Origin of the sequence: Mycobacterium sp. E787 (assembly GCF_001668725.1) — a bacterium.
Classification (GTDB): domain Bacteria; phylum Actinomycetota; class Actinomycetes; order Mycobacteriales; family Mycobacteriaceae; genus Mycobacterium.
This window is the reverse complement of the sequence record NZ_LZKL01000029.1, coordinates 23,363-48,836: the sequence shown is the minus strand read 5'-3', so window position 1 is coordinate 48,836 and position 25,474 is coordinate 23,363. Positions and strand designations below refer to the sequence as shown.

Annotated in this window: 25 protein-coding genes; 11 read left to right on the top strand and 14 right to left on the bottom strand. The window is 69.2% G+C overall.

The genetic code is table 11. From position 1 onward, the window contains the following. Positions 1–76 precede the first annotated feature (76 nt). The 3 genes from A5705_RS05300 to A5705_RS05290 are packed head-to-tail and all read left to right on the top strand — an operon-like array spanning position 77 to position 3,121. Complete coding sequence (locus tag A5705_RS05300) at positions 77–1,306, top strand: glycosyltransferase family 4 protein (RefSeq protein ID WP_068275942.1); 1,230 nt, start codon at positions 77–79, stop codon at positions 1,304–1,306. Continuing rightward, positions 1,300–2,058, top strand: a complete 759-nt coding sequence (locus A5705_RS05295; RefSeq protein WP_068275939.1) for a class I SAM-dependent methyltransferase — start codon at positions 1,300–1,302, stop codon at positions 2,056–2,058. The genes A5705_RS05300 and A5705_RS05295 overlap by 7 nt, the downstream gene beginning before the upstream one ends. Next, positions 2,045–3,121: a prenyltransferase gene (locus tag A5705_RS05290; protein ID WP_068275936.1), complete on the top strand. Its 1,077-nt coding sequence runs from the start codon at positions 2,045–2,047 to the stop codon at positions 3,119–3,121. Before A5705_RS05295 ends, A5705_RS05290 begins: the two co-directional genes overlap by 14 nt. On the opposite strand, the gene A5705_RS05285 is transcribed toward A5705_RS05290, so the two are convergent. Next, entirely contained in the window at positions 3,102–3,779 is a 678-nt protein-coding gene (locus tag A5705_RS05285) for a class I SAM-dependent methyltransferase (RefSeq protein ID WP_068275933.1), read from the bottom strand. The two genes, A5705_RS05290 and A5705_RS05285, sit on opposite strands and share 20 nt — an antisense overlap. A 169-nt stretch (positions 3,780–3,948) precedes the next feature. Between A5705_RS05285 and A5705_RS05280 the strand changes: the two genes are divergently transcribed. Further along, complete coding sequence (locus tag A5705_RS05280; protein ID WP_156738556.1) at positions 3,949–4,530, top strand: cutinase family protein; 582 nt, start codon at positions 3,949–3,951, stop codon at positions 4,528–4,530. Here A5705_RS05280 and A5705_RS05275 read toward each other — a convergent pair. Next, positions 4,527–5,486, bottom strand: a complete 960-nt coding sequence (locus tag A5705_RS05275; protein ID WP_068275930.1) for a GAF domain-containing protein — start codon at positions 5,484–5,486, stop codon at positions 4,527–4,529. The genes A5705_RS05280 and A5705_RS05275 overlap by 4 nt on opposite strands. 147 nt (positions 5,487–5,633) lie before the next feature. Beyond that, entirely contained in the window at positions 5,634–5,834 is a 201-nt protein-coding gene (locus A5705_RS05270) for a hypothetical protein (RefSeq protein WP_067883317.1), read from the bottom strand. A 615-nt stretch (positions 5,835–6,449) separates the two neighbouring features. Here A5705_RS05270 and A5705_RS05265 point away from each other — a divergent pair. After that, positions 6,450–7,289 (top strand): family 16 glycosylhydrolase, encoded by an 840-nt coding sequence (locus A5705_RS05265; RefSeq protein ID WP_067883318.1) that lies wholly within the window; start codon positions 6,450–6,452, stop codon positions 7,287–7,289. Positions 7,290–7,300: 11 nt separating this feature from the next. On the opposite strand, the gene A5705_RS05260 is transcribed toward A5705_RS05265, so the two are convergent. The 3 genes from A5705_RS05260 to A5705_RS05250 all read right to left on the bottom strand — a co-directional run bounded on the left by A5705_RS05260 (position 7,301) and on the right by A5705_RS05250 (position 9,866). Next, complete coding sequence (locus A5705_RS05260; protein ID WP_369803383.1) at positions 7,301–8,167, bottom strand: class I SAM-dependent methyltransferase; 867 nt, start codon at positions 8,165–8,167, stop codon at positions 7,301–7,303. 42 nt (positions 8,168–8,209) lie between these two features. Beyond that, positions 8,210–9,043 carry an SAM-dependent methyltransferase gene (locus A5705_RS05255; RefSeq protein WP_068275927.1) on the bottom strand — a complete coding sequence of 278 codons (834 nt, stop codon included), beginning with the start codon at positions 9,041–9,043 and terminating at the stop codon, positions 8,210–8,212. Positions 9,044–9,182: 139 nt separating this feature from the next. After that, positions 9,183–9,866 carry a hypothetical protein gene (locus tag A5705_RS05250; protein ID WP_068275924.1) on the bottom strand — a complete coding sequence of 228 codons (684 nt, stop codon included), beginning with the start codon at positions 9,864–9,866 and terminating at the stop codon, positions 9,183–9,185. 78 nt (positions 9,867–9,944) lie between these two features. On the opposite strand from A5705_RS05250, the gene A5705_RS05245 reads away from it, so the two are divergent. The 3 genes from A5705_RS05245 (at position 9,945) to A5705_RS05235 (ending at position 12,777) form a co-directional block, all read left to right on the top strand. Continuing rightward, positions 9,945–10,961 (top strand): NADP-dependent oxidoreductase, encoded by a 1,017-nt coding sequence (locus A5705_RS05245; RefSeq protein WP_068275921.1) that lies wholly within the window; start codon positions 9,945–9,947, stop codon positions 10,959–10,961. A 14-nt stretch (positions 10,962–10,975) separates the two neighbouring features. After that, positions 10,976–12,415: an amino acid permease gene (locus tag A5705_RS05240; protein WP_067883323.1), complete on the top strand. Its 1,440-nt coding sequence runs from the start codon at positions 10,976–10,978 to the stop codon at positions 12,413–12,415. A 107-nt stretch (positions 12,416–12,522) separates the two neighbouring features. Then, the gene (locus A5705_RS05235; RefSeq protein WP_067883324.1) at positions 12,523–12,777 is read left to right on the top strand and encodes a hypothetical protein; all 255 of its coding nucleotides are present in this window, start codon (positions 12,523–12,525) and stop codon (positions 12,775–12,777) included. Between the two features lie 59 nt (positions 12,778–12,836). Here A5705_RS05235 and A5705_RS05230 read toward each other — a convergent pair whose 3' ends face one another. From A5705_RS05230 to A5705_RS05215, 4 genes are all read right to left on the bottom strand, one after another. Further along, positions 12,837–13,247: a VOC family protein gene (locus tag A5705_RS05230; RefSeq protein ID WP_067883325.1), complete on the bottom strand. Its 411-nt coding sequence runs from the start codon at positions 13,245–13,247 to the stop codon at positions 12,837–12,839. A gap of 4 nt (positions 13,248–13,251) precedes the next feature. Continuing rightward, a complete protein-coding gene (locus A5705_RS05225) occupies positions 13,252–13,698 on the bottom strand; it encodes a helix-turn-helix transcriptional regulator (RefSeq protein ID WP_231964568.1) in 447 nt (148 codons plus the stop codon). 98 nt (positions 13,699–13,796) lie between these two features. Continuing rightward, positions 13,797–14,642: a lysophospholipid acyltransferase family protein gene (locus A5705_RS05220; protein WP_067883327.1), complete on the bottom strand. Its 846-nt coding sequence runs from the start codon at positions 14,640–14,642 to the stop codon at positions 13,797–13,799. Continuing rightward, on the bottom strand, positions 14,635–15,447 hold the full coding sequence (locus A5705_RS05215) for a trans-aconitate 2-methyltransferase (protein ID WP_067883328.1): 813 nt from the start codon (positions 15,445–15,447) through the stop codon (positions 14,635–14,637). Before A5705_RS05215 ends, A5705_RS05220 begins: the two co-directional genes overlap by 8 nt. Positions 15,448–15,535: 88 nt before the next feature. Here A5705_RS05215 and A5705_RS05210 point away from each other — a divergent pair, with 88 nt between their 5' ends. Then, on the top strand, positions 15,536–16,108 hold the full coding sequence (locus A5705_RS05210) for a TetR family transcriptional regulator (protein ID WP_067883360.1): 573 nt from the start codon (positions 15,536–15,538) through the stop codon (positions 16,106–16,108). A 4-nt stretch (positions 16,109–16,112) separates the two neighbouring features. Here A5705_RS05210 and A5705_RS05205 read toward each other — a convergent pair whose 3' ends face one another. Beyond that, the gene (locus tag A5705_RS05205) at positions 16,113–17,012 is read right to left on the bottom strand and encodes an NAD(P)-dependent oxidoreductase (protein ID WP_067883359.1); all 900 of its coding nucleotides are present in this window, start codon (positions 17,010–17,012) and stop codon (positions 16,113–16,115) included. Between the two features lie 108 nt (positions 17,013–17,120). Between A5705_RS05205 and A5705_RS05200 the strand changes: the two genes are divergently transcribed. Then, positions 17,121–18,806: an ATP-binding protein gene (locus tag A5705_RS05200; RefSeq protein WP_231982366.1), complete on the top strand. Its 1,686-nt coding sequence runs from the start codon at positions 17,121–17,123 to the stop codon at positions 18,804–18,806. After that, a complete protein-coding gene (locus tag A5705_RS05195) occupies positions 18,788–19,483 on the top strand; it encodes a response regulator (protein ID WP_068275918.1) in 696 nt (231 codons plus the stop codon). The genes A5705_RS05200 and A5705_RS05195 overlap by 19 nt, the downstream gene beginning before the upstream one ends. A gap of 30 nt (positions 19,484–19,513) precedes the next feature. Here the strand turns inward: A5705_RS05195 and A5705_RS05190 are convergent, their stop codons facing one another. From A5705_RS05190 to A5705_RS05180, 3 genes are all read right to left on the bottom strand, one after another. Next, positions 19,514–22,585, bottom strand: a complete 3,072-nt coding sequence (locus A5705_RS05190; protein ID WP_082956304.1) for an RND family transporter — start codon at positions 22,583–22,585, stop codon at positions 19,514–19,516. A 129-nt stretch (positions 22,586–22,714) separates the two neighbouring features. Beyond that, positions 22,715–24,082 (bottom strand): hypothetical protein, encoded by a 1,368-nt coding sequence (locus A5705_RS05185; RefSeq protein ID WP_068275915.1) that lies wholly within the window; start codon positions 24,080–24,082, stop codon positions 22,715–22,717. Between the two features lie 18 nt (positions 24,083–24,100). Continuing rightward, a complete protein-coding gene (locus A5705_RS05180) occupies positions 24,101–25,456 on the bottom strand; it encodes a hypothetical protein (protein ID WP_068275912.1) in 1,356 nt (451 codons plus the stop codon). Positions 25,457–25,474 lie beyond the last annotated feature (18 nt).

Sequence of the window (25,474 nt, the reverse complement as noted above, 5' to 3'; positions counted from 1 at the left end):
GGTTCGGGAGTCCGTTGAGAGCGATGGATTGGGGGGCGGTCGCCCGCGTTCTTTCGTCGGCGGATAAGAGTTGAGTATGCGAATTGCCCTGCTGTCCTATCGCAGTAAGGACCATTGCGGCGGACAGGGCGTCTACGTGCGCCATCTCAGCCGTGGCCTGGTCGAGCTCGGCCACGACGTCGAGGTCTTCTCCGGCCAGCCCTATCCGGAGCTGCTCGATCCGCGGGTGCGGTTGACCAAGGTGCCCAGCCTGGATCTCTACCGCGAGCCCGACCCGTTCCGGGTGCCGCGCCCCAGCGAGATCCGCGACTCGATCGACCTGCTGGAACTCCTGACGGTGTGGACAGCGGGCTTCCCCGAACCGCGCACCTTCACCATGCGCGTCGCCCGGCTGCTGGCCGAACGGGCAAGCGATTTCGACCTGGTGCACGACAACCAGAGCCTGGGAACCGGTCTGCTGGCGATCGCCGACGCGGGCCTTCCGGTGGTGGCCACCGTGCACCATCCCATCACCCGGGACCGGGTGCTCGACGTGGCGGCCGCGCGGTGGTGGCGTAAACCCTTGGTGCACCGCTGGTATGGGTTTTCCAAGATGCAGGAGCAGGTGGCGCGCCGGATCCCGGACCTGTTGACGGTCTCGTCGTCGTCGGCCGCCGACATCGTCGCGGACTTCGGCGTCTCCCCCGAGCAACTCCACGTGGTGCCGTTGGGGGTGAACACCGAACTTTTCCAACCGGGTTCGCAGCCCCGCCAACCCGGCCGGGTCATCGCGATCGCCAGCGCCGACACCCCGCTCAAGGGCGTCCGCACGCTGCTGCACGCGGTGGCCAAGCTTCGCACGCGCCGAGACCTCGAGCTTCGGCTGGTGGCCAAGGTCGAACCCAACGGCCCCACCCACAAACTCATCGCCGAACTCGGCATCTCGGATATCGTCCACATCACCAGCGGACTCTCCGACGAGGCGCTCGCCGCCCTGTTCGCCTCGGCCGAGGTCGCCTGCATTCCCTCTCTCTACGAAGGGTTTTCGCTGCCGGCGGTGGAAGCCATGGCGAGCGGGACACCGATCGTGGCCAGCCGGGTCGGCGCCCTGCCCGAGGTGCTGGGCACCGACGGCGCCTGCGCCGAGCTGGTGCCGCCGGCCGACGTCGACGCGCTGACCAGCGCGCTGGGCGAGCTGCTCGACTCGCCGGAAAAGCGCCGCACCATGGGCAGGGCGGGCCGCGACCGCGCGGTCAGCGTGTTCAGCTGGGAGGCGGTGGCCGCCCAGACCGTGCGGGTCTACGAGCGGGCGATCGGGCGATGCTGACGGTCAACTTCGACCGGCTCGGCATCGGGCCGGGCACCACGATGATCGACGTCGGCTGCGGGGCGGGCCGGCACGCCTTCGAGGCCTACCGGCGCGGCGCCGACGTGGTCGCCTTCGACCGCGACGCGTCCGAATTGCGTTCCGTCGACACCATTCTGCGCGCGATGGCCGAGGCCGGAGAGGCGCCCGCGACGGCGTCGGCGAAGGTCGTCCTCGGCGATGCGCTGAGCCTGCCCTACCCCGACGAGACGTTCGACTGCGTCATCGCCTCCGAAATCCTCGAACACATCCCGCAGGACCGCGTCGCCGTCGCCGAACTGGTCAGGGTGCTCAAAGTCGGTGGCACGCTCGCGGTCAGCGTCCCGCGCTGGCTTCCCGAGCGGGTGTGCTGGCTGCTGTCCGACGAATACCATGCCAACGAGGGCGGCCACGTGCGGATCTACCGGGCGAGCGAGCTGCGCGACAGGATCGCCGGCGGCGGAATGGAACTGATGCACGCCCATCACGCGCACGCGCTGCACTCCCCGTTCTGGTGGCTGAAATGTGCTGTGGGCGTGTCGAATCCCGAGCATCCCGCGGTGGCCGCGTACCACAAGCTGCTGGTGTGGGATCTGATGCGGCGACCCAAGGTAACCCAGCTGGCGGAGGCGCTGCTCAATCCGCTCGTCGGAAAGAGCGTCGTCATGTATTTCACCAAAAAGCCTGCGACGGAAAGTGAAGCGGCCCTGGGGTATTCAGTTGCATCGGGGTAGCGCGCCGGCCGTTCCGGGTGTTCTCACGCCCGAGCAATGCCGGCAAACCGCGCACTCGATAGCAGACGCCCAGGAGCCGTCGGGTGCCATTCCCTGGTTCGCCGGCGGGCATACCGACCCATGGGATCACGTGGAATGCGCGATGGCGCTCACGGCCGCGGGGCTGCTGGAGCCCGCGCGGGCCGCGTTCGAATGGAGCCGCCGCACCCAGCGGCCCGACGGTTCCTGGCCGATGCAAACGCGCGCCGGGGTCGTCGAAGATCCCAACAGCGACAGCAACTTCTGCGCATACATCGCCACCGGCGTGTGGCATCACGTCCTGATCACCGGCGACAAGTCGTTCGCGGCCCGGATGTGGCCGGTGGTGCACAAGGCGATCGATTTCGTCATCGACTTACAGTTCGGCTACGGCGAAATCGCCTGGGCGCAAAGCGATGACGGGCCGCTGCCGGAAGCCCTGCTGACCGGCTGCGCCAGCGTGTTCCACAGCATCCGCTGCGCGCTGGCGCTGGCGGCTCTGGTCTCCGAACCGCAGCCGGAGTGGGAACTGGCGCTGGGGCGCCTCGGCCACGCGATCGCCGCGCATCCGGAGGCGTTCACCGAAAAGGACCGCTACTCGATGGACTGGTACTACCCCATCCTCGGCGGTGCCCTGCGCGGGCCGGCGGCCGCCGCGCGCATCAAGGAGCGCTGGGACGACTTCGTGGTGGGCGGCCTCGGCATTCGCTGCGTCGGCGACCGGCCGTGGGTCACCGGCGCCGAAACCTGCGAACTGGTGCTGGCACTCGACGCCATCGGCCACCGTTCGGCCGCGCATCGGCAGTTCGCCGCGATGCAGCACCTGCGCGAGGAGGACGGGTCCTATTGGACGGGCCTGGTTTTCGCCGACGGTAAGCGCTGGCCCGAGGAACGCACCACCTGGACCGGGGCGGCGATGATCCTGGCCGCCGACGCGCTGTCGGACACCACCGCCGGAAGTGGGGTTTTCCGGGGGAACGGGCTGCCGATGGGGCTGCAGACCGACTTCGACTGCGAATGCGTGGTCAGCGGTCCGGGGTGGTGATGGGATCACCCGCCCACCCGCCGGTGCGTTCGAGCACCCGCAGTGACCCGGTGGCCGAAACCTCGCGGAACTGAACGGAATCCAGCGCGCGGCGATAGATGTGGTACGGCGGGCGCCCGCCGTCGCGCGGGTCCGGGAACACGTCGTGGATGAGCAGCGCCCCGCCGGCCTCCACCCACCGCGCCCAGCCGTCGAAGTCCTCCGTCGCGGCCTTCTCCGAGTGGCCGCCGTCGATGAACAAGAACCGCAGCGGTGTCCGCCAGCCGCGCGCCACCACCGGTGACTTGCCCACGACGGCCACGACGTGGTCGTCGAGGCCCGCGGCGTCGAGCGTGCGACGAAACGTGGGCAGCGTGTCGAACAGCCCGGTGACGTCGTCGACCAACGAGGCGTCGTGGTACTCCCAGCCGGGCTGGTGTTCCTCCGAGCCGTGGTGATGGTCGATCGTGTAGAGCACACCGCCGGTGTGTTGCGCGGCAGCGCCGAGCAACAGCGTGGATTTGCCGCAGTAGGTGCCGATCTCGACGCCGACGCCGCCGTTGAGGTACCGCAGCGCGGCGTCGTAGAGCGTGCGCCCCTCGTCGGGCGGCATGAAACCTTGCACCCGCTCGGCCATCGCGAACAGGCGCTCGGTGGAACTGACGTCGGCGCGGCTCATCAGCCGAACCTATCGGTCGGCCTCAGCGGCCATTCGGGGTGGTCAATGGCGAGCGGCCCGGTCGCGATCGCTTTACCATCGTGCTGTGCGCGTGTCCGCCCGCAAATGGGTTGATGCCGGCTTGGCGGTGGTAGTGATCGCAGCCGGGCTGACAACGCTGCCGTCCACGATGCCGCGCGCCGCCGCGGCGAGCTGTCCCCCGGTGCAGGTCGTCTTCGCCCGCGGCCGATACGAATCGCCGGGTGTAGGGGCGCTCGGCAACGCGTTCATCAGCTCGCTGCGCTCCAAGGTGTCGAAGAACATCGGCGTCTACGCCGTCAATTACCCCGCCGACACGCAGATCGACATCGGCGCCAACGACATGAGCCGCCACATCCAGAGCATGGCCAACGACTGTCCCAACACCCGCCTGGTGCTGGGCGGGTACTCGCTCGGCGCGGCGGTCACCGACGTGGTGCTCGCGGCGCCCATCAGCGCGTTCGGATTCGACAGCCCCCTGCCGCCGGGGATCGATCAGCACATCGCCGCCGTCGCGCTGTTCGGCAACGGAAGCCAGTGGGTGGGTCCGATCACCAACTTCAACCCGATCTACAACGACCGGACGATCGAGTTGTGCCACGGTGCGGATCCCATCTGCAACCCGGCCGACCCGAACACCTGGAAAGAGAACTGGCCGCAGCACCTCGCCGGCGCCTACATCGATGCTGGCATGGCCAACCAGGCCGCCGACTTCGTCGCCGGCAAGCTCTAACCGACCAATTGGGCGGCCAGCTCCTCGAGCGCGATGCCGCGCTGGGCCGCGAGCGAGGCGAGCACGTCGCCGGCGTGACTCGGTTCGACGCCATAGCGGTCCGAAAGCAGTCGGGCCGCGGCGGCGACGGTGGCCGACGGGTCGACCCGGTCCGGGGTCCGCCGGGCGCTGGCGCGCTTGGCTTTGGCGGCCGCGGCCCGATGGACCTCGTCCGCTATCAAAGGCAGCACCGCCTCGTCGTACCACCGCAGCCAGCGACCGCACTGGCCGGCCAGCATCCGGACATGCCGCAGGTCGGCCTCGTCCGGGACGGCATCGCGGCGCCGTTGATGGGTCGACACGATGCCCAGGACCTTCCCGTCGCCGTCGACGATAGGGGTGGACACGCATGAGCGGACGTCGTTCGCCTGCAATATCTCCCGGGCGGATTCGCTGAACAACGGCGAGCTGTCCACGTCGGCGACCACCACTTGCCGGGCATCGACGAACGCGCGCCCACACGGCGTTCCATGTTCGTCGAGGTAGCTGAAGGCGTCGACGAACTCCTGACCGAAACCCCGCTTGCCTTCGATCTGCAGCCCACCGTGCAGGGGATCGCGCAGCTGAACGGTCGCCCGCTCGGCGCCGCAGCGGGTGAGCGCGGCGTGCATCAACTCCGCGAGCACCTCGCTGCGGTTCGAGCACGCGCGGCCCCCGATCGTGAATGGCAACGGCGGGGGCGGGCCCGTGGGCCGCGTTCGCCCGTCGCCTCCGGGCGACAGCAACTCGGAGGCGACGGCGCGCAGCTTCGCGTTGCGACGCTGCGAGACGTCCCGCAATACCTCGAAGGCCGCCTGCTCATCCAGCCCATAGCGGTGCTGAAGTGCCGCGATGGCGAGACGGATAGTCGTGCGCGACAGCCTGGCCCCCAGCGGCAGGATGGCTGTCTTGGGTGCGTCGCCGGTTGTGAGAGCCATCGGGTCCCCCTCGCCCCGCACGGAGCGTGTCAATGAACACCCGGGGGACCGACTGCTTGATCAACCCAGAACTGGCTGGACCATACACCATGGTCACCGTGTCGTTGGTGGTTTTTCCGGTTCCCGGCCGTCGGGCCTGCGGCGATCTCAGGATTCGTACGTGACCTGATACCAGTGGCGCACCGGCTTGTGGCCGGCGTCGGCCTGACCGGTGTCCGTCGCGCTCACCACGTTGACATCCGTCACGCCGGGATTGTGCGCCTCGATGTAGCGCTCCAGTTCGCGCAGAAGTGCACTGTGCGGTTGGGCCGGGTTGGCGAGCGCCTTCGTCCTGCGTGTTTCTGCCACGCGCAGGATTATCCCCCGGCATCGGCGTTCTCGCAGCGTTCGTTAATTGCCCGTCTGGGACGCGATTCCGTTATTGGTGATCGGGGACGCTCGGCGGCGAAATGCCGGATACCGCAAAAGGTGCGGCGGCGTTGTTTATCGCGATGTGGCGTCGGCGGCTTCAGGCCGGGGTATCGCCGTTCGAGTAGAGCTTGAAGTCGCGGACGCCCGGCACGGCCCTGCCGCCGGCGGCGGCGCGTCGGGCCAGGGACGACGGATGGCGACGCATTGCCGCCCGGCGCTCTCGTTCTTGCCGCCGAGCCGCGATCCACGCCGGATGGGATTGAAGGAAAATAACCGTCGCCCCCGGTGCATCCGTCACGATTTCCATCTCCTCCCGAGCGACCTGCAAAACCTACCAACAGTGGTTATCGGTTCGTGATTCCAGAATGCCCTGGGGATCCTGAGACCAAACCACGCGCCAACGTGAGAATTGGCCATGAATTTTGGCGCAATCCAAAACCACTACCCGCCGCCGTCCACTTTCCGCCGGCCGCGATCCACACCCTGACGACGGCCACCGACAGGTTTCCCGTTTCGCGCCCGGAGGGCGCCGGCTGCTATCGTGCCTTGCTTATGCCGGAGATCGACCGCCGCCGCATGATGCTGACTGTCGGGATCGGGGTGCTGGCAGCCACGCTGCCGGTCGCCGAGGCCCGCGCCTACCCACGCCGACGAGAGCCCGAGGTTCCGCCGCCCGCCGCGCCCAGCGGCCAGCCCGCAAGCTACATCTTCTCCGACGAATTCGACGGCCCGGCCGGCTCGGCCCCCGATGCGTCGAAGTGGGCGGTGGCCAAGGCCCGGGAGACGATCAAGGACCCGACATATTGGGAGCAGCCCGACCACATCGGGCAGTACCGCGACGATCGCCGCAATGTCTTTCTCGACGGCAACTCCAACCTGGTGCTGCGTGCGGCGAAAGATGGTCCCACCTACTACAGCGGCAAGGTGCAAAGCCTGTGGCGTGGCGGTGTGGGCCACACCTGGGAGGCCCGGATCAAGCTCAATTGCCTGACCGCCGGCGCCTGGCCCGCGTATTGGCTCGGCAACGACGACCAGGGCGAGATCGACGTCATGGAGTGGTACGGCAACGGCAACTGGCCCTCGGCCACCACCGTGCACGCCAAAGCCAACGGCGGCGAGTGGAAGACCCACAACATCGCGGTGGACAGCGCCTGGCACACCTGGCGCACCCAGTGGGACGCCGCAGGCATCCGGTTCTGGAAGGACTACACCGACGGGGCCCAGCCGTACTTCGACGTGCCGGCGAGCTCGCTTCCGGATTGGCCCTTCAACGGCCCCGGCTACACCGTTTTCCCGGTCTTCAATCTCGCGGTCGCCGGGTCGGGCGGAGCGGATCCGGGGCCGGGCACGTACCCCGCCGACATGCTCGTCGACTGGATCCGGGTCTGGTAGCCGGTCGGCACTCAGCCGAAGTCGAGCAGGGTGTAGGCCCCGCGGAATGGCTTCGTAGGGCCGAACCGCCAGAACGCGGGGAACAAGGTCCCGAAGAACACTCCCCGGCCTTTCGGCATCGGGATGTCGTGCACTGCCCGCACTCCCGGCATGGTGTTCGCCAGGTCGGCCAGTTGACGCACCGAGAGGCTGAAGGGCATCGGCGGCACCCGGTAGCGCCGGGACGACAGCAAACCTCGCGGTGCAAGCCTCTTGACGAAGGTCGGCGGCAGGTCGAAGAACATCTGGCCACCGGGAAACCGTTCGGCGCATTGGGCGATCAGTCCCATGGCCTCGTGCGGTTGCAGGTACATCAGCAGACCCTCCGCGGTGATGAACACGCCCTCGCTGCTGTCGATCCTGGGTATCCAGCTGTAGTCGAGCGCCGACTGCGCCAGTTCGGTGATCCGCGGGGAACGCGGCAGCAAGCGCTGTCGAAGTTGGATAACGGGCGGCAAATCTATTGACACCCAACGGAACTGGGCGTGCGGCAGCGCGTTGTCCAGGCGCCAGAAGCTGGTTTGGAGACCTTCGGCGAGTGCGACGACCGTTGCCTGGGGGCGCTTGCGGAGATAGCGGATTGCGCACCCGTCGACGGCCAACGAGCGCAACGCCATCTCCTGGCCTTTGCGTCCGAATTTCTCGAAATCGAAGTCGATCGCCTCGACGAGCTCGATCGCCATCGGGTCGTCGATGATCGGGTCCGGGCGGGCCGCCTGGTGGGCCCTGCCGTGGAGCGTCAACAGCGCGGTTTCCGAGACGCCCGTCAGCATCCTGGCGTCGAGCTTGTCGTCGGCTCGACTCATTCCGGCGTCATCGCCGAAAACAGGTCGTTCCATCGCACCTCCTGAACTGTCCGGTCCGGGTGGCCGGCGGGCGGGTCAGTGGGTAAGCAGCGCCGTCGCGCTCCAGACCCTGCCGCCCGGGTGACGCGGGTCCGGCTCGGGCAGCCAGAGCATCGGGCGCATCCACAGCGGCAGGCGGCGGAACCGGTGGGCGGCGAGATAGAGCGCTTGCACGTCCACCGCGCGCCAGCCGAGGGCTTCGAAGAAGGCCACTCCGTTCCGGGGCGCGAACTTGAACGGCGCGTTCTGCAGCATGCCGGCCATTGTCTTGTTCATCTTGTCCTTCAGGCCGGGACCGGCGAAGTCGAGCATCCACCAAGCGATCTCGGGTCGGGTGAATGCCGCCGACAGCCCGACGACGTCGCTGTCGTCCAGGTACATCAGCAGGCCTTCGGTCAGCACCAGCGCTTTGCGTGCGCCGGCCAGCGCCTCGTCGAGGAAAGCGGCCCGGGCCGCGCCGTCGGCGAGGTCGACGGCCGTCCGCGTCAACCGGCATCGCGGCGCTTGGTCGGCCAGCAGCTGCGTCTTCTCCTCGAGCAACGTCGGCAGATCCGCCTCCACCCACGTCAGTTCGGCCGGTAGGGCCAAACGGTAGGGCCGGGTGTCCAAACCGGCGGCCAGGTTCAGGACGCGGTCACACCCGTCCGCGATCGCTGCGGCGATGGTGTCGTCGATGATCTTTGTGCGTGCGACGAGCCACCAACCGCTGCGCGTCGATCGCGGCGCCTTGGCGACGATCTCCCGGCCGTGTTCACCCGCGAGACGCTCGGCGAGTGGGTCGGCGAAAAGCGCGTCGGGGCGGGCAGATTCGGTCGCCCGGTGCAGCGCCGTCCACCGGGCCGTGTCCGAGACGTGAGTGATCGAGGTCATGGGCCTGACATTAGTAGTTGCGAATTGGCGACACAGGGGAAGCTGCCCCGCTGCCCGCGAGGTGCTGCGCGAGTCGCTCGGGGCCGACGAACACCTACAGGAAGTTGGCGCGCCGAGGCACTTCGAACTCAACCCCGGCCTATTGACCGGCCTTGGGTCCGGCGAACCACGCCTCCGTCACGGTCCGGGTCTGCGGCGGCGGCAGGACGGCGTCGGGCGCGCCGATCTGGCCGACCTTGACCGTCCAGGCAGGAGACGAGCGGTCGATGCAACTGCCGGCGCCCTGGCTGGGCAGCCACAGCACCGCGGTATTGCCGCCGCCCCCGGGACCGCACCCGTAAACCGCGACATACCCGTCGGCGCGGCCACCCCAGGCGCCGCCGTTGCGGAACAGGCAGTGCGTGCCGTCGTCGAGCGCCAGCGCGAACGGGTCCGGGGTGGCGGTCGCCGTCACGGGCGGGAGCGGACCGCTGTATGTGACGCGATGCATGCTCTTGTCCCAAGGATTGTCCACGCACAGAAGCGATCCGGGCGTCGACGGCCAACAGGTGCCGGCGCCGGCCGCCGTCGGCGAGCAGTAGTACACGTTGTCGGCCACCGCCGACGGGGACGGAGTCGTGCAGTCGCTGGCCTGGCCGACGTTGCCGGGTCCGGACGCCACTTTGTAACCGTTGATCGGTTCGCCACCGGGTCCGACCGCCACGACGGTGATCTGCCGGGTGGGTGGCGGGTCCGCGGCGGCCGACCCGGCCGGCGCCAACGCCGCCGCTGTCAGCACTGCCGGCACGGCGACGGGGACCAAGATTCGCGACACCACGTTCATCGAGCCAATTTTGCGTCCGGCGAACGCGTTTTTGAAGGGCAGAGCGTCAATTCGACGCGGGTCCAGTACGGTGCGCTTATGCCCGATCGAAACCGCCGCTTCCTGCTCCGCGAACGCCCCACCGGGCGCATCGGCCCGCAGACCTTCGAGTTGAGCGAGGAGGCCATACCCGAGCTCGGCGACGGGGAGGCGCTCGTTCGCGTCGACTGGATCTCGCTCGACCCGACGAACCGGATGTGGATCAACGACACCCCGACGTATCTGCCGCCGGTTGGCATCGGCGAGGTCATGCGCGCGGCCGGCCTGGGCGAAGTCGTCGCGTCGAAGAGTCCGAACTATGCGGTCGGTCAGACCGTGCAGGGCCTGCTCGGCTGGCAGGAGTACGCAGTCGTCTCCCCCACCGCGTTCGTGATGCCCGTCGACGTCGCCGAGGGCATTTCGCCGAGCGCCTACCTGGGTGCGCTGGGATCGACCGGGCTGACCGCGTGGGTCGGCATCCGCGACATCGGGAAGCCGAAGCCGGGCGAGGCGGTCGTGGTCTCGGCCGCGGCGGGCGCCGTCGGGTCGGTCGCCGGGCAGCTCGCCAAGGCCGCCGGCGCGCGTGTCGTCGGGATCGCCGGCGGACCCGAGAAGTGCGCCCTGCTCACCGACCAGCTCGGCCTCGACGCCGCCGTCGACCACCGCGCCGGCGACTGGGCGGCCCAGCTCGCCGCAGCCACCCCCAACGGCATCGACGTCGACTTCGAGAACGTCGGCGGTGACATCATGGACGCGGTGTTCGCGCGGCTGAATATTGGTGCGCGCGTTGCGCTTTGCGGTCTGATCTCCGGCTACAACGCGGCCGATCCGCCGCCGGGGCCGCGCGCGTTCGGCAACCTGCTCATCCAGCGCGCGACGGTGCAGGGCTTCATCGTGCTGGACCACCTCGGTCGCGCGCCGGAGGCGGCCAACGAGATCGCCGGCCTGATCGCCGCGGGCAAGCTCACGCCGCTCGAGACGGTCGTCGAGGGCTTCGAGCAGTTGCCCACGGCCATCAACATGCTGTTCGACGGCAAGAACGTCGGCAAACTCGTGGTCAAAACGGATCCCCGCTGACGGGGGCGCCGCACGTGTTGAATGAAGTCAGCGGTCCCCAGGCCGCCGACGACGTCGGACAACTGCGGCGGGGCCTGGCGAATCGGCACCTCCAGCTGATCGCGATCGGCGGCGCGATCGGCACCGGTCTGTTCATGGGATCCGGGCGGACCATCTCCCACGCCGGTCCGGCGGTGTTGCTGGTGTACGGCATCATCGGCTTCTTCGTGTTCTTCGTGCTGCGCGCGATGGGCGAGTTGCTGTTGTCGAACCTCAAGTACAAGTCGTTCGTCGACTTCGCGGCCGACCTGCTGGGCCCCGCCGCGGGCTTTTTCGTCGGCTGGTCGTACTGGTTCGCCTGGATCGTCACGGGGATCGCGGAAATCGTCGCGATCGCCGGCTATTCCAGGTTCTGGTGGCCCGACGTGCCGCTGTGGCTGCCGGCGCTGGTGACGGGCTGCCTGATCCTTGCGTTCAACCTCTTCAACGTCCGCAACTTCGGGGAGATGGAATTCTGGTTCGCCCTGATCAAGGTCACCGCGATCGGGTGCCTCATCGTGGTGGGCGCCGTGCTGGTGGCGACGGATTTCGTTTCGCCGCAAGGGCATCGGGCGGGGGTGGAGAACCTCTGGAACGACGGCGGCTTCTTCGCGACGGGGTTCATGGGCCTGGTCGGCGGGTTCCAGATCGCGTTCTTCGCGTTCGTGGGCGTGGAACTCGTCGGCACCGCGGCGGCCGAGACGACGAACCCGCGCCACACCCTGCCCCGGGCGATCAACGCCGTCCCGCTACGGGTCGCGATCTTCTATATCGGTGCGCTGCTGGCGATCCTGACCGTCGTCCCCTGGCGGCACATCGCCGGCGGCGAGTCGCCGTTCGTCACGATGTTCTCCCTGGCGGGCCTTGCCGCCGCGGCGTCGATCGTCAACTTCGTGGTGACCACCGCGGCCGCCTCCTCGGCCAACTCCGGCGTCTTCTCCACCGGCCGCATGCTTTTCGGTCTTGCCGACAAGGGAAGCGCCCCGGCCCCGTTTCGTCGGCTCAACCGCGGCGGCGTGCCGGCGGTCGCGCTCTTTGTCACTGCGACGCTGCTGCTGACATCCATTCCCCTGCTCTACGTCGGCGGTTCCGTCATGGATGCCTTCACGCTGGTGACGACCGTTGCCTCCCTGCTGTTCATGTTCGTGTGGGCGATGATCGTCGTCAGCTACCTCGTCTACCGGCGCCGCCACGCGCAACGCCACGCCGACTCGTCCTACAAGATGCCCGCCGGCCCGGTGATGTGCTGGGCCATCCTCGGATTCTTCGCGTTCGTCGTCTGGACGCTGTGCACCGAACCCGAGACCGCAATCGCCCTGGCGTGGTTTCCGTTGTGGTTCGTGGTCCTGGCAGCCGGTTGGCTCGTCGTGCGGCGCCGGCCCGGCCGCGCCGAGCGGTATCGCCAATTCCGGGACGAGCTCAACCAGGCCGCCTGACCCGCTCGCGGCCCGGCGTTGTTGGGATCGGTAGCCGATCCGGCGTTCTGTACTTACCGCAACGACGACGCCAACCAGGCGGCGCCACCCGAAAGGAAGTCAGACAGATGAAGCTCGTACCCGCCAGCCTCGAAGAGCAGATCAACCGCGTCGACCGTCAGCGCGCCCTGTACATCGGGATCGCCAACGCGTTGGTCGCCGTCTGGAGCCTCTACCGCGTGATCTGGGGGTTTTACCTCGCAATGACGTTCAGCTGGGTCACCGGCGCCATGATTCCCCAGGTGCTGCTGTGGGGCGTGATCGGCGTCATCACGGGGGTCGTGGCCTTCGGGTTCCTGACCCGCTACTTCAAGGGGTCGTGAACGCTGCACTGGAAAGTCCCGAATCCCCTTGGGGTTCGGGACTTTTCCCGTTCGGCGGGTCAGCGCAGCTGCTGGATGCGGATGAGATTGCCCGCCGGGTCGCGCACGGCGCAGTCGCGAAGGCCGTACGGCTGCTCGGTCGGTTCCTGGACGATGTCGGCGTCGGCCGCTTGCAGGCGCTCGAAGGCGCCGTCGAGGTCCTTGGTGGCCAGCAGCAGCATCGCGTAGGTGCCCTTGGCCATCATCTCGGCGATGGTGCGGCGCTCGTCGTCGGTGATGCCGGGATTGGCCGCCGGCGGGTTCAGCACGATGGACGTACCGGGCTGGCTTGGCGGGCCGACGGTGATCCAGCGCATCTTGCCCTGTCCGACGTCGAGGCGGACCTCGAAGCCGAGCGTGTCGCGGTAGAAAGCGAGCGACGCGTCCGGGTCGTCGTGCGGGAGGAAGCTCGAGTGAATCGTGATGTCCATGGCCTCAGGCTAGGTGCGGCCCGGTGGCGGACGCTTCTCGATTCCTGATCGGTCGGGTCACCTGCTTGGCGACGCACGGCGGTATGCCCGCCGTCGCGTCGGCCGCATGCCTGCGAAACAGGCTGGGCGGCATGCCGACCAGCTCGGTGAACCGCGTGCTGAAGGTGCCAAGGGATGAGCAGCCGACCGCGAAGCAGACCTCGGTGACGCTCATGTCGCCGCGACGCAGCAGCGCCATCGCGCGCTCGATGCGCCTCGTCATCAGGTAGGAGTACGGCGATTCGCCGTACGCGCGGCGGAATTCACGGCTGAGGTGCCCGGCGGACATGTGCACCCCGCGGGCGAGCGCCTCGACGTCCAGCGGCTGCGCGTAATCCCGGTCGATGTGGTCGCGGACCCGGCGCAGCAGCGCCAGGTCGCGCAGGCGCTGCTCGGCGGAGCTTGCGGTCACGTTTGCCATGCTGCCACCAGGACCGGCGGCGCCGAAACGTAAGCCATTGCGAAGCGCGTCGGCGTTTCTTCGCAACTGGTTATGTGTCGCGAAAGCGCCTACGGGATCCTCGCGTCGCGCCAGGCCAGCGGGTTGAGGTTGCGATAAGGGTCGGTGGCGCGCAGCGCGCGCAGGTCCGTCAGGATTTGCTCGAGCGCCCGTTTGGTTTTTTCCTTGACGACGTCCACCCAGTGCTGCACGCCCAATCCCGGCGGCCTGCTCGTGTCGATCGGCGAACCGAAGCGCAGATACATGCGCTGCGGTCGCGGAATCAGCGTCGGCCCGATCCCCCGCAGCAACGGCATCCCCATGTCCGGGCGCAGGTTCAGCCTGCGGCCCAAGGCCTCGCTGAGCCTTCCGTACGCGCCGTCGCGGGTGGTCCAGCTGCGGTAGACGTCGTCGCCGCCGACGAGGCCGGCCGGCACGATCGGGTAGCCGTTTTCCACCGACAGGCGCGCGAAGCCCCTGCGTCCCTGCCAACGCAACCGGTACTCCTCGCCCTTGAACTTCGCGATCTCGCGCCCGCCCCCGGGGAAAACCAGGATGGTTTCGTCGTTACGCATGAGCTCCCGCGCGGTCTCCGGTGCGCCGACCACCGCGCCGTACGCGGCGATCAGGTCGGCGGGTAGCCCTCGCATCCGTCCGAAGCCCCGTTCGGCCAGCGGGCGCACCCGGGTTCCGATCGCGCGCCGCACGGTGTCGGAGATCAGGAAGACCTCAGAGCCGAACTGAGTGTGGTTGCCCACCAACAGGAATCGCCCGTCGTCGGGGAGGTTTTCGATGCCGTCGACATAGGGTCGGCCGAGGTTCAGCACGGGTCGCAGCCGGTCGGTCACGGTGTCCAGAACGCGACTCAAGGCCTGCACCCGCGGGCTCGGTTCGGTGATCGCCGCGAGATCAGCCACGGTCGCGCCCTTGCGGGCGGGAGAACACCACGGTGAGCACGGGCGGGCCGAGCCGGGTCGGGCTGGACAGCGTCTCGACCATCATGTCCGGATCGGCGGCGCGCCCAAGGGCTTTCAGTGCCGACGGGCTGTAGGCGCGCAGCGCGCTGATGAACCCGTCGTGCAGGCCCGGCTGAATCCACGACCACGGCACCAGCGCCAGGTGCACCGGCAGGGCGAAGACCGGAAACAGCATCGTCGCCAACGGGTGCCGCCGTTTGAGGTCGATCACCAGAAACCGCTTGCCGACGCGGGTGGCCTCGGCGATGGCGCGACAGGCCACCACCGGCGGGAGGTGATGGAACGCGAGTGCGAACACGACGAGGTCGTAGCTGTCGTCGGCGGCGTCGATCGCCGTGGCGTCGACCACCTGGGTGCGAGCCCGCGGGTGGTTGCCTAACTCCCCCGCCGCGATGTTGGCGACCGAGTTCGGGTTCACGTCGCTGACGGTGACCGTCGCGGTCGGATGAAGCCCGAGGATTTGCGCCGAGAGCTTTCCGTGCCCGGCGCCGAGCTCCAGGATGCGCGGATTGGGGATGTCGGCGACGACGTCGAGCGCCGTCCGGGCGTACCTCTCATGCTGACCGGTCAGGGTGCCGAGCCGATCCAGCATGCCGATGACCTTCTGTTTGACCTCGTCCGCAACGTCGTCGCGGTCGAGGTACTCCAGCGCATCCGTCTCGAATCGACGGTCCAACCACGACGCGTCGGGACCGCCCCTGGGCATCGTCGCAATGGCCCGGTCGAGAGCGCCGGTTATAGCCATCAGGTCGTCTCCTTTTCATCCGCCACGGCGCCTGCCGCGTGAGACCACTATAACAAACGAACTAGTTCGTCTGACTATGATGTTCCTCATGAGAACGAAGACCGAGCTCCGCGGCGAGATACTCGCCTCCGCCCGCGCGGAGTTCGCTCAATACGGCCTGGCCGGGGCGCGCATCGACCGCATCGCGCGCAGCGCCAACGCGAGCAAGGAAAGGTTGTACGCGCATTTCGGCGACAAGGAGACCCTCTTCCGCGACGTGGTCGCCGCCGATGGCGCGGAGTTCTTCCGCGCCGTCGAGCTGCGCCCCGATGAGGTGCCCGAGTTCGTCGGCGGCATCTTCGATTTGGCGCAGAGCCGACCCGAACACATCCGGATGATCACGTGGGCGCAGTTGGAAGGGTTTCCGCTCGACAAGCCCGAGTTCGACGGCGAACACCCACCCGAGGCGGCCATCGCCGCGCTGCGGCAGGCGCAGGCCGACGGCCACGTCGATCCCGTATGGGAACCGGAGCAGCTGCTGGTGCTGCTGTTCGCGATCGGCCTGGGTTGGGCGCATTGGCCCGACCCCGCCGCCTTGACCACGGACGCCAAGGTTGTCGCCGCCCGCCGCGCCGCCGCCGTCGAAGCGGCGGCGCGCATCGTCAAACCCGTTGCGCGGTAAGGAGTTAGCCGACCAGCTCCGGGTGGAACTTCGCCGCCATGCGGCGCAACCCGTCCTGCCAGTCGACCGTCGTGCCGCCGATGAGCTCGTGCATCCGCGCCCCGTCGGTGGGGTTGCCCCGCAGCGCGTGGGCGTTCTCCTCGAAGATCGGCTCCTTGCCGACCAGCGAGCCGAGGTAGCCGCACCAGTCCTGGAGGCTGACCGCCTGGTCGCCGCACCAGTTGACCGTCGTCGCCGGAACCGCCGCGGCCTCGAGCAGCTTGGGCACGGTGGCGATGATGTCGTCCTCGTGGATCGGGTTGTACAGCGCGGGTCCGCCGGGCGGGACCGGGATCGGGATGCCGGCCAGCATCATCTCCATGTGGTAGTAGGGCCAGCCGCCGTTGTTGCCATAGGGCACGTTGAGGCGGGCGATGGTGGTCGGGACGTCGAGGATGCGCGCCATCGCCCGGGCGACGACCTCCCCGGCGATCTTGGAGATCGAATACGTGGGGAACAGGAACTTGTGGTTGTCGCCCAGGGCGGCCCCCTCGGCCCGGGCCTCGTCGCCGGGCGGGTCGTACACCGCCGCCGAGGAGCAGTGCAGGAAGGCCTTCGCGGCGCGGCAGTGGGCCATCAGCAGGCCGACCGACTCCGCGTTGGCGGCGAGGTCTTTGTCCCAATTCCCACTCTTGGCCACCGCCAGGTTGAGGACGTAGTCGAAGTCATCCGGCACACCGGTGAAGTCGCCGGCCGCCAGGTCGACCGCCTGGCACCGGATCCCGGCCTGCTCGAGGCCTTCTCGTGCGGCGGGATCGCTGAAACGCGCGATGCCCCACACCTCGTTGTCGGCCGCCAGCGCCAGGGCGATGGGGGTGGCAAGTTGACCGGTCGGACCGGTGATCAGGATCTTTGAGCCGCGCATGCGCTGATAGTAGGCGCTGCCACCCGCCCGCACCGCCGGATCCCCGTGCGGCTGGCGCGATCCCCGACTTTCGCGCATTGTGCTCACTCGCGCGGTACTGTCTTTCGCATGGCCGCCCGGGGTCGCATCGACTTGCGGCTCGCCACCCAGGTGATGCTGCTGCAGCTCGTCATCGTGACGCTCACGCTGATCGTCGCCTTCGGGATGTTCGCATGGTTCAACCGGCAGCGCCTGGACAGCCAATACCACGTCCACGCGCTGGATATCGCTCGTGTGGTGGCCTCGTCGCCGACCGTCATCAACAACATCGCCCGCTACGACGATCCCGCCCTGACGGCAAGCCCCGCACTGACCGCCGAGCTGGCGACCGGTCCGATCCAGAGCGTCGCGTCGCGTGTCGAGCAGCGCACGCATGTGCAGTTCGTGGTGATCGGTAGCACGCACGGCGTCAGGCTCGCGGATCCCGACCGCAAGAGGTTGGGAGCCCATATTCAAGCGGACATCGCCCAGCCGGTCGCCGGGCACGAGATGGTGTCGCACGACTCGACGGTTTTCGGGCGCGCGATCGTCGCCAAAGTCCCGGTGCTGGAACCCGTTTCGAACCGCGTTCTGGGCGTGGTCATCGTCGGAATCTCCACGAAGTCTTTCGATGATCAGTTCTCGAAGAACCTGCGAGTGCTGGCCGCCCTGGGAGGCGTGGCGCTCCTGATCGGCGGCGCCGGCTCGGCCGCGCTGGCCCGCCGCTGGCGAGGCCTGACGCTCGGGTTGCGGCCCGCCGAGATCACCGAACTCGTGCGCAGTCAGGCGGCGGTGCTGGAGGGCATCGGGGAGGGTGTGCTGGCGACCGACACGGCCGGGAAGACCACCTTCGTCAACGACGAGGCGTGCCGGCTGCTCGAGATCGGCGCCGAACCGGGCCGGCCCATCGACGAGATCGGCCTGACACCGCGGGTGCTCGACGTGTTCCGGGCCGCGGACGCGACGCCGAGTCTGGCGACGGTGGGCGAGCGCATCGTCGTGGTCTCGGCGCGGTCGGTAGCACGCGAAGGACGCCAGCTGGGAACGGTTTTGGTGGTCCGGGACCGCACCGATGTGGAGTCGCTGACCCGCCAGCTCGACGCGGTGCAGGTGATGAGCACGGTGTTGCGCGCCCAGCGCCACGAATTCGCCAACCGCCTGCACCTGCTGACCGGCCTGTTGCACGGCGGTCACGTCGACGAGGGTCTGCAATATCTGGAGGAGCTGCTGGGGTCGGGGCCGCTGGGATCCGCGCTGCCCGGTATCGATGCCATCCGCGACGCGTACCTGCAGGCGTTCCTGGCGGCCAAGGGCGCGGCCGCCCGCGAGGCCGGCGTGACGCTGTCCATCGGTGAGAACACCTGGGTGCCCGGCCGGCTCATCCTGCCGGTCGACGTGACCACGGTCCTCGGTAACTTGCTCGACAACGCCATCGACGCGGTCCGGATGAGCGGCAACGCCGTCAGAGAAGTCGAAGTCGAACTGCTGCAAGAGGGTACGACGCTGCACATCACGGTGGCCGACAGCGGCGACGGCGTCGCGCCCGGCTTCGTCGACCAACTCTTCACCGAGGGAACCACGACCAAGCCCGACTCGGGCATACCGGGCGGGCGGGGCATCGGGCTCGCGCTGTCGCGGCAGATCACCCGCGCGCTCGGCGGCGACCTCTCGCTGGCCAGCGCCGGCAACGCGGAGTTGCGCCTGCGGGGCGCGGAGTTCATCGCCCGGCTGCCGGGCGTGATGGTTGAGGAGGCGCAATGGGCGACGCAGACCTGACGGTGCTGGTGGTCGACGACGACTTCCGGGTCGCCAATTTGCACGCCGAGGTCGTCAACACGCTTCCCGGCTTCACCGTGACCGCCACGGTCAACACGCTCGAGGGCGCTCGCAAGGCGCTCGCCGAGGCGCCCGACATCGACCTCGCCCTGGTCGACGTGTATCTGCCCGACGGCTCCGGGGTCGACCTGGTCCGCGAATTGCCCGGCGACAGCATGGTATTGACGGCCGCGACCGAGGCGGCCACCATTCGCGCGGCCATGTCGGCAGGGGCGCTGAGCTACCTCGTCAAGCCGTTCGCGACCACCGAGCTGGCCGCGCGGCTCGCCGGCTACGCCCGCTACCGCAAGATCCTGGCCGGTCCGGAGCTGAGCTCCGGCGACGTGGACGCGGCGCTGGACGCGCTGCGTCCCAGGGTCGCTCCCCCGGCGCCCGCCACCATTGCCGCCTCCTCCACCAAACAGCTTGTGCTGCAGGCGTTGCGCGCCTCGGACACGCCGATGTCGGCGGCGGAGGTGTCCGCCGCGATCGGGATCTCGCGGGCAACCGCCCAACGGTATTTGGCGGGCCTGGCCACCACGGGCGACGTCAGCGTCGGCTTGCGTTACGGCACCACCGGCCGGCCCGAACAGGAGTTCGCCGCGGCCGACAAGCGACGGCCGCGCCCACCCCGCTGACGGGTGGGCGCGGGCGCGCCGGGACCGCGGTCAGCGCGCGCCCTTGCCGGCCAGTCGCGACCGGTAAGCCGGCTCGATGCCCCCGGCGCAGGCGCGGCGGCGGCCGCCCGGCGCGTTGGGTGGGGCCAGTTTCCGCCGCCGGCTCGCCGCGGAGCGGCGAATGTTGCTGGTGACCAAGCCATGCGGCAGCTCACCGTGGACGCATTCGCCGGTCGCCGGCACTGCCTGCGCCACGGCATGGGTGCGGGTGCGAGTGGCGCGAATCCCCTTGGCGGGCCACCAGTTCGCCTTCCCGACCAGTGCCGCCAGGGCGGGCACCGTGATCGTGCGGACCACGAAGGTGTCGATCAACAGGCCCATGCCGATGATGAACCCGGTCTGCACCATGGTCGAGAGGCTGCCGAACAGCAGGCCGAACATCGAGGCGGCGAAGATGATGCCGGCCGAGGTGATGACACCACCCGTCGAACGGACCGCGCGGATGATGCCGGAGCGGATGCCCAACCGCGACTCCTCACGAATTCGGGTGATCAACAGCAGGTTGTAGTCGGCGCCCACGGCGACCAGCACGATGAAGGCGGTCGCCTGCACGTTCCAGCAGATCGCCTGGTGGAGCACGAACTGGAAGAAGACGACCCCCAGCCCGAGCGCGGACAGATACGAGATGGCCACGGAGGCAATCAGATACAGCGGCGCGACGAGAGCCCGGAGCAGGATGACCAGGATGGCGAAGACAACGAGCAGCGTCATGATGACGATCAGCCGGAAGTCGTCGTCGTAGTAGCTGCGAAGCGTGCTGTACATCGGCGTCATGCCCACCATCGAGATCGAGGCGTCGGCAAGCGAGGTGTTGGGCTGCGCGCCGTGTGCCGTGGCGAGGATCGACGCCACCTGATCCATCGCGGCGGCGCTGAACGGGTCGAATTTCGTCTCGACCAGGTAGCGCGCCGAATGGCCGTCGGGCGAGATGAACATCTTCGCGACGTTCTTGAAGTCGGCCGAGGTGAGCACCTGGGGCGGGATGTACATGCCCGCCATGGCGGGTCCCGTGGCGTCGCGCTTCATCGACAGCAGATACCCGGCGGCCTGGTTCATTCCGAGCCCCATCTTCTTGGTCTGGTCGACGAGCGTCCGCACGCCGTCGGCCAGCCGCCGGCTGCCGTCGGCCAACTGATCGGCGGCCGCCTGCATTTGCGCGACCTTCTGCTGCACGCCGGCGGTGCTGTTGCCGGCGGTCCGCAGACCGTTGCTCGCCGTCGCCAACAGTGCGGTCAGGTTCTGCACCTGTGCCTGAATGCCGTCCACCGAGGGGCGTGTGGCCACACCGCCGAACATCGGGCCGGCGGCCGCGGCGACGCCGTCGACCAGTGTCGACACCGACCCGTCCGCGAGCCCGCGCAGGTTGTCCAGCGTGTTGGCCGCCGCGGCCAGCGGCTGCTGCACCTGGTTGATGGTTGCGGCGAGTTGGGTGACGGGTCCGCCGGCGCCGCGGATCTGGTCGCGCACCTGGGCGAGGCTGGCCGCGAGTCGGTCGGCGCCGTTGGTCAGCGCGTCGAGGTCGCCGCTCTTGTCGCTGATCTGCGTCGAAGCGTCCTGCAGCTTGGAGCCGACCTCCCCCGCCTGGAAGCTGAGCTTGGCCTGGTCGAGCGGCTGGCCGGTGGGCCGCGTGATGCCGCGCACCGCAGCGATGTTGGGCAGCTGCGAGACCCGTTGCGCCATCTGGTCGAGGTCGGCGAGGGCCCGCGAGCTCCGCAGGTCTTGCGGCGAGTGGACGTAGATGTATTGCGGCAGTAGCGCGCTCGTCGAGAAGTGAGCGGCCATCGTCGAAAAGCCGACGTTGCTCGGCGCCGACTGCGGCAGCTGCAGGCGGTCGTCGAAGCTCGGCTGCAGGAAGAACGCGCAGCCCGCCAGCGCGACCAGCAGCGAAAGGCTGACCAACAGGTGCGTTTTGGGTCGGCGGACCAGCTGAACGGCGGACCGCTGCCACATGCGGCCGGTCAGCGCCGCTCGCGGCGCCACCCATCCGCGCCGGCCGGCGAGCACGAGGGTGGCCGGCAACAGCGTGACGGCGGCGAGGAACGCGATCCCGATCGAAATCGCCAGCGCGGGACCGATACTCGTGAACGCGGGCAGGCGGGTGAAGACCATGCCGAGGAAGGTGACGGCGACCGTGGCGGCCGAGGCCGCGATGACCTCGCCGATGGAGCTCAGCGCTTCTTGCACGGCCAGGTCCGAGTCGATGCCGGCGCGGAGGTACTCGTGGTAGCGGCTGATCAGGAAGACGGCATAGTCGGTGCCGGCGCCCATGATCATGGCCGTCATCAACACGATCGTCAGCGACGACACCCCGAGACCGACCTCAACCAGCCCGGACACCACACCCTGCGCCGACAGCACCGAAATCCCGAGCGTGATCAACGGGACCAACACCGTCACCGGCCGCCGGTAGATCACCAGCAGGATGAGCAGCACCAGCACGATGGTGACCATCTCGATCACGTGCGCGTCGCGGGTGCTCACGATCGTCAGGTCGCCGGCCAGGGCGCCCTCCCCCGTGATCTCGGCGGTGAGCGGCGAGCCCGCGGTGGAGCGCTTGGCGATCTCGGTGATCCGCTGGTAGGCCCGCAACGACTCGGGCGACCCGGCGGGCGCGCGGAGGTTCACCGCCAGGTAGAACGCCTTGTTGTCCGCGCTGACGAGCAGGGGACGCAACGCCGGCGTGGCGACGACGTCCTGCACGGCGGTGACATCCTCGGTGTCGCCGCGCAGGGTGGCGGCCAGCTTGCTGTAGACCTCGTTGTCGCCGGGTTGCAGGCCGCGATTGTCGGTCAGGACGACAACCAGGACGTTCTGTGCGGATTCACCGAAATCCTTCGCCATCTGCTCGGCGGCGGCCGTCGCCTCGGGTGGCAGCGGTTGCAGGGGCCGTCCCTCGACCACCTTTGTCAGCGGGGGGACCGCCACGGCCAGCACGGCGACCAGCGCGGCCCAGGCGGCGATGACCAGCCAGGGCGCGCGCACGACGAGCCGGCCCAGCATGGGGAACGCGCCCATGCGCGTCGCGGGGGCGGCTGAGGTGTTTCGCACGGCGGACTTCAACATGTTGTGACCCTTCGCATCTGGCTGCGTATGACTATCGGTTACCGCGAACCTATGGCGCCGCCCGCGTGGTGTCGCGCTTGTCAGCGATAGTCGGAATTAGCGACGATTGCCCGGTTTTGCGCATTGTGCTCACCCGCGCGACCACCCCGCCGCGCCCGCTGGCTCGCGGCACGGCCAGCCGATCGTGGCGGTCAGCGCGAGGTCGCTCAGCGCCCCCGAAAGCGCCTGCCGCAGCGCCGCATTCGAGTGCGAACGGCCCGGCTGATACGCGACGACGGAGACGAAAACCTCGCCGTTCACCCGCCCCGAGGCCAGCGACAACATTCCACCGAACCGGTCCATGATCGCCGTGCTGACGTCCGGGTGCGGAGCCTTGATGGCGAACTGGTCGGCCCGCGTGCCGTCGGGCCGATAGGCGTCCGGGTCGACCACGCCGATGTTGGAGGAGACGACCGCGGTGGGGCTGCCGGCGGCCACCCCGACGATCCGCCTGACCAGCCGCTGCGGCATCAGCGGAACGAGGGACAGCAATTCGCGCCGGTTGTCGGTGACCTCTGCGCGCCGGGTCAGGGCCCGCTTCGTCGCGGCGCGGATCTCGCGCAGGTCGGTCGCGGCGCGGGCGGGGTCGACGGTGATGTCGACATTGGCGACGGCGTTGGCGCGGGTGTCGTCCGCGGTGCGCTCGTTGACGGGGATCGCCAGGGTGACCGAGCCGTCGGGGGTCACCCGACCCACGCGCCGCGCGAGCCGGGCCGCGAGGCCCGCGAGCAGGCTGTTGCTTGTTCCCCCGAGCGCCTCGGCGCGGGCGTCCCACTCGTCGGCGCCGACGAAGATGGTTTCCGTCGGCAGCGTGATGGATTCGTCGGGGCCGGCGGACAACGCCGGTTGCGGGGCGGCCTGGACCGGGCCGTCGTCCTCGGGCCGCGCGAGTCGTGCGGCGGCTTTCAAGGCGCGGCCGATGTCCGGGAGGTCGCGCGCGGCCTGGCGGGCGTCCTCGCGCAGCGCCCGCCACCGCCGGCGGGAGCCCGCGGCGGGCCAGTTGATCGGGTCGTGGCGGCCCAGGGCGGCGTCGGCCAGGGCGTCGCACAGCCCGATGCCGTCGGTGAGGGCGTGCGGGACGACCAGGCTCACCCCGGCGCCGCCGTCGGTGAACGGCAGCACCGCCAGGTGCCAGCCGGGTCCGCGCTCGACGTCCAGGGGCGTCGCGGCCTGCTCGCGCAACCACTCGTCGAATTCCTCGCGCGGCCGCGGGGTCGCGACGATCTCGAGGTCGCACTGGCCGCCGGCGGAGACCCAGCGATGCCGGCCGAACGGCAGGGCCGAGCGCTCGATCCGCCGGGACAGCCGTCCCCGCCGCAGGTTGCGGTGGAACCGGCGCAGGCCGTCGAGGTCGATCGCGCGGTCGTAGACCCAGACGCACTGCAGCTGGCCGAGGACTTTCGTCGCTCGCTCCAGGGTGGCGAAGGTCTGGTCGAAGAGGTCGAGTGTGGTGTTCATGCGCTTGAGTTCCTTTGTCTATCGGGCCGCGGCTACGGGGGCCGGCCAGCCGCTGGTTGCGTTGAGTGAGAAGTCGTCCAGTGCGCTCGAAAGGGCTTGCCGCAGAGCGTTCTTGGAGTTCTGCCGTCCCGGCTGGTAGGCCTGGACGGAGATGAAGACCTGCCCGTGCACGCGCGCCGACAGCAGGGCCAGCACTCCGCCGATGCGCTCCATCGTCGCCTTGGTCATGCCCGGGTACAGCGAGGTCACCGAGACGTAGTCCGCGTCGGTTCCGTCCGGCCGGTTGACCTCCGCGGGCGCCGCGCCGAGGTTGGAGGAGACGACGCCGGTCGCAGTTCCGGTGGCGACGCCCACGCACCGCTTGGCGATCCGCTTGGGCAGCAGCGGAACGAGGGGCAGCAGCGCCTCCCGCTCGTCCGACGCCTCCCGGCGGTGCATCAGCGCCCGCTTGATCGCGGCGCGGATCTCCCGCAGGTCGGTCGCCGCGGCCGCGGGGTCGACCGTGACGTCCACGTTCGCGACGGCGTTTGCGCGGGTGTCGTCGGCGGTGCGCTCGCTGACTGGGATCGCCAGGGTGACCGAGCCGTCGGCGCCAACCCGTCCCACTCGCTGGGCGAGCCGGGCCGCCAGCCCCGCGAGCAGCGCGTTGCTGGTCCCCCCGAGCGCCTCGGCGCGGGCGTCCCACTCGTCGGCGTCGAGGAAGACCGTCGCCGTGGGGATGGTGATGGGCTCGTCCACGCCGGTGGGCGGCGCGGCGGTGGGGCCGGCCTGTTCGGCGCCGCCCTCGCGCCGGGCGCGTCGGGCCGCGCTCGCCGCGGCTTTCACCGCGCGCCGGATGCCCGGCAGGTCACGCGCGGTTTGGCGGGCGTCCTCGCGCAGGGCCTGCCACCGCCGGCGCGAGCCGGCCGCGGGCCAGTCGATGGCGCTGTCGTAGCCGCAGGCCGCTTCCACCACCGCCAGGCAGCCGGCCATGCCGTCGGCCAGGCTGTGCAGGGCGACCAGGCTCACGCCCGCGCCGCCGTCGGTGAACGGGAGCACCGCGAGGTGGAACCCCGGTCCGCGCTCGGCATCCAGCGGGGTCGCCGCCTGCTCGCGCAGCCAGGCGTCGAATTCTTCGCGCGGCCGCGGCGTCGCGACGATCTCGAGCTCGGGCTCGTCGGCGGGTGCGACCCAGCGGTGGCGGCCGAACGGCAGGGGCGAGCGTTCGATGCGGCGCGCCAGCCGGCCCCGCTGCAGGTGCCGGTGGAACCGGCGCAGGCCGTCGAGGTCGACGGCGCGGTTGTACACCCAGACGCACTGGCCCACGCTGGTGACACCGGTCGCCTCCTCGAAGCGGAAGAGGGTCTGGTCGAACAGGTCGAGTACGTTGGTCATTTTCTTGGTCCTTTCAGG

Bases quoted from the DNA above. Each gene is read 5' to 3' on its own strand.
- A5705_RS05300 (WP_068275942.1), top strand. From the start codon at position 77: ATGCGAATTGCCCTGCTGTCCTATCGCAGTAAGGACCATTGCGGCGGA.
- A5705_RS05295 (WP_068275939.1), top strand. From the start codon at position 1,300: ATGCTGACGGTCAACTTCGACCGGCTCGGCATCGGGCCGGGCACCACG.
- A5705_RS05285 (WP_068275933.1), bottom strand. From the start codon at position 3,779: ATGAGCCGCGCCGACGTCAGTTCCACCGAGCGCCTGTTCGCGATGGCC.
- A5705_RS05280 (WP_156738556.1), top strand. From the start codon at position 3,949: ATGCCGCGCGCCGCCGCGGCGAGCTGTCCCCCGGTGCAGGTCGTCTTC.
- A5705_RS05275 (WP_068275930.1), bottom strand. From the start codon at position 5,486: ATGGCTCTCACAACCGGCGACGCACCCAAGACAGCCATCCTGCCGCTG.
- A5705_RS05265 (WP_067883318.1), top strand. From the start codon at position 6,450: ATGCCGGAGATCGACCGCCGCCGCATGATGCTGACTGTCGGGATCGGG.
- A5705_RS05260 (WP_369803383.1), bottom strand. From the start codon at position 8,167: ATGGAACGACCTGTTTTCGGCGATGACGCCGGAATGAGTCGAGCCGAC.
- A5705_RS05255 (WP_068275927.1), bottom strand. From the start codon at position 9,043: ATGACCTCGATCACTCACGTCTCGGACACGGCCCGGTGGACGGCGCTG.
- A5705_RS05250 (WP_068275924.1), bottom strand. From the start codon at position 9,866: ATGAACGTGGTGTCGCGAATCTTGGTCCCCGTCGCCGTGCCGGCAGTG.
- A5705_RS05245 (WP_068275921.1), top strand. From the start codon at position 9,945: ATGCCCGATCGAAACCGCCGCTTCCTGCTCCGCGAACGCCCCACCGGG.
- A5705_RS05235 (WP_067883324.1), top strand. From the start codon at position 12,523: ATGAAGCTCGTACCCGCCAGCCTCGAAGAGCAGATCAACCGCGTCGAC.
- A5705_RS05230 (WP_067883325.1), bottom strand. From the start codon at position 13,247: ATGGACATCACGATTCACTCGAGCTTCCTCCCGCACGACGACCCGGAC.
- A5705_RS05215 (WP_067883328.1), bottom strand. From the start codon at position 15,447: ATGGCTATAACCGGCGCTCTCGACCGGGCCATTGCGACGATGCCCAGG.
- A5705_RS05210 (WP_067883360.1), top strand. From the start codon at position 15,536: ATGAGAACGAAGACCGAGCTCCGCGGCGAGATACTCGCCTCCGCCCGC.
- A5705_RS05205 (WP_067883359.1), bottom strand. From the start codon at position 17,012: ATGCGCGGCTCAAAGATCCTGATCACCGGTCCGACCGGTCAACTTGCC.
- A5705_RS05200 (WP_231982366.1), top strand. From the start codon at position 17,121: ATGGCCGCCCGGGGTCGCATCGACTTGCGGCTCGCCACCCAGGTGATG.
- A5705_RS05195 (WP_068275918.1), top strand. From the start codon at position 18,788: ATGGGCGACGCAGACCTGACGGTGCTGGTGGTCGACGACGACTTCCGG.
- A5705_RS05190 (WP_082956304.1), bottom strand. From the start codon at position 22,585: ATGTTGAAGTCCGCCGTGCGAAACACCTCAGCCGCCCCCGCGACGCGC.
- A5705_RS05185 (WP_068275915.1), bottom strand. From the start codon at position 24,082: ATGAACACCACACTCGACCTCTTCGACCAGACCTTCGCCACCCTGGAG.
- A5705_RS05180 (WP_068275912.1), bottom strand. From the start codon at position 25,456: ATGACCAACGTACTCGACCTGTTCGACCAGACCCTCTTCCGCTTCGAG.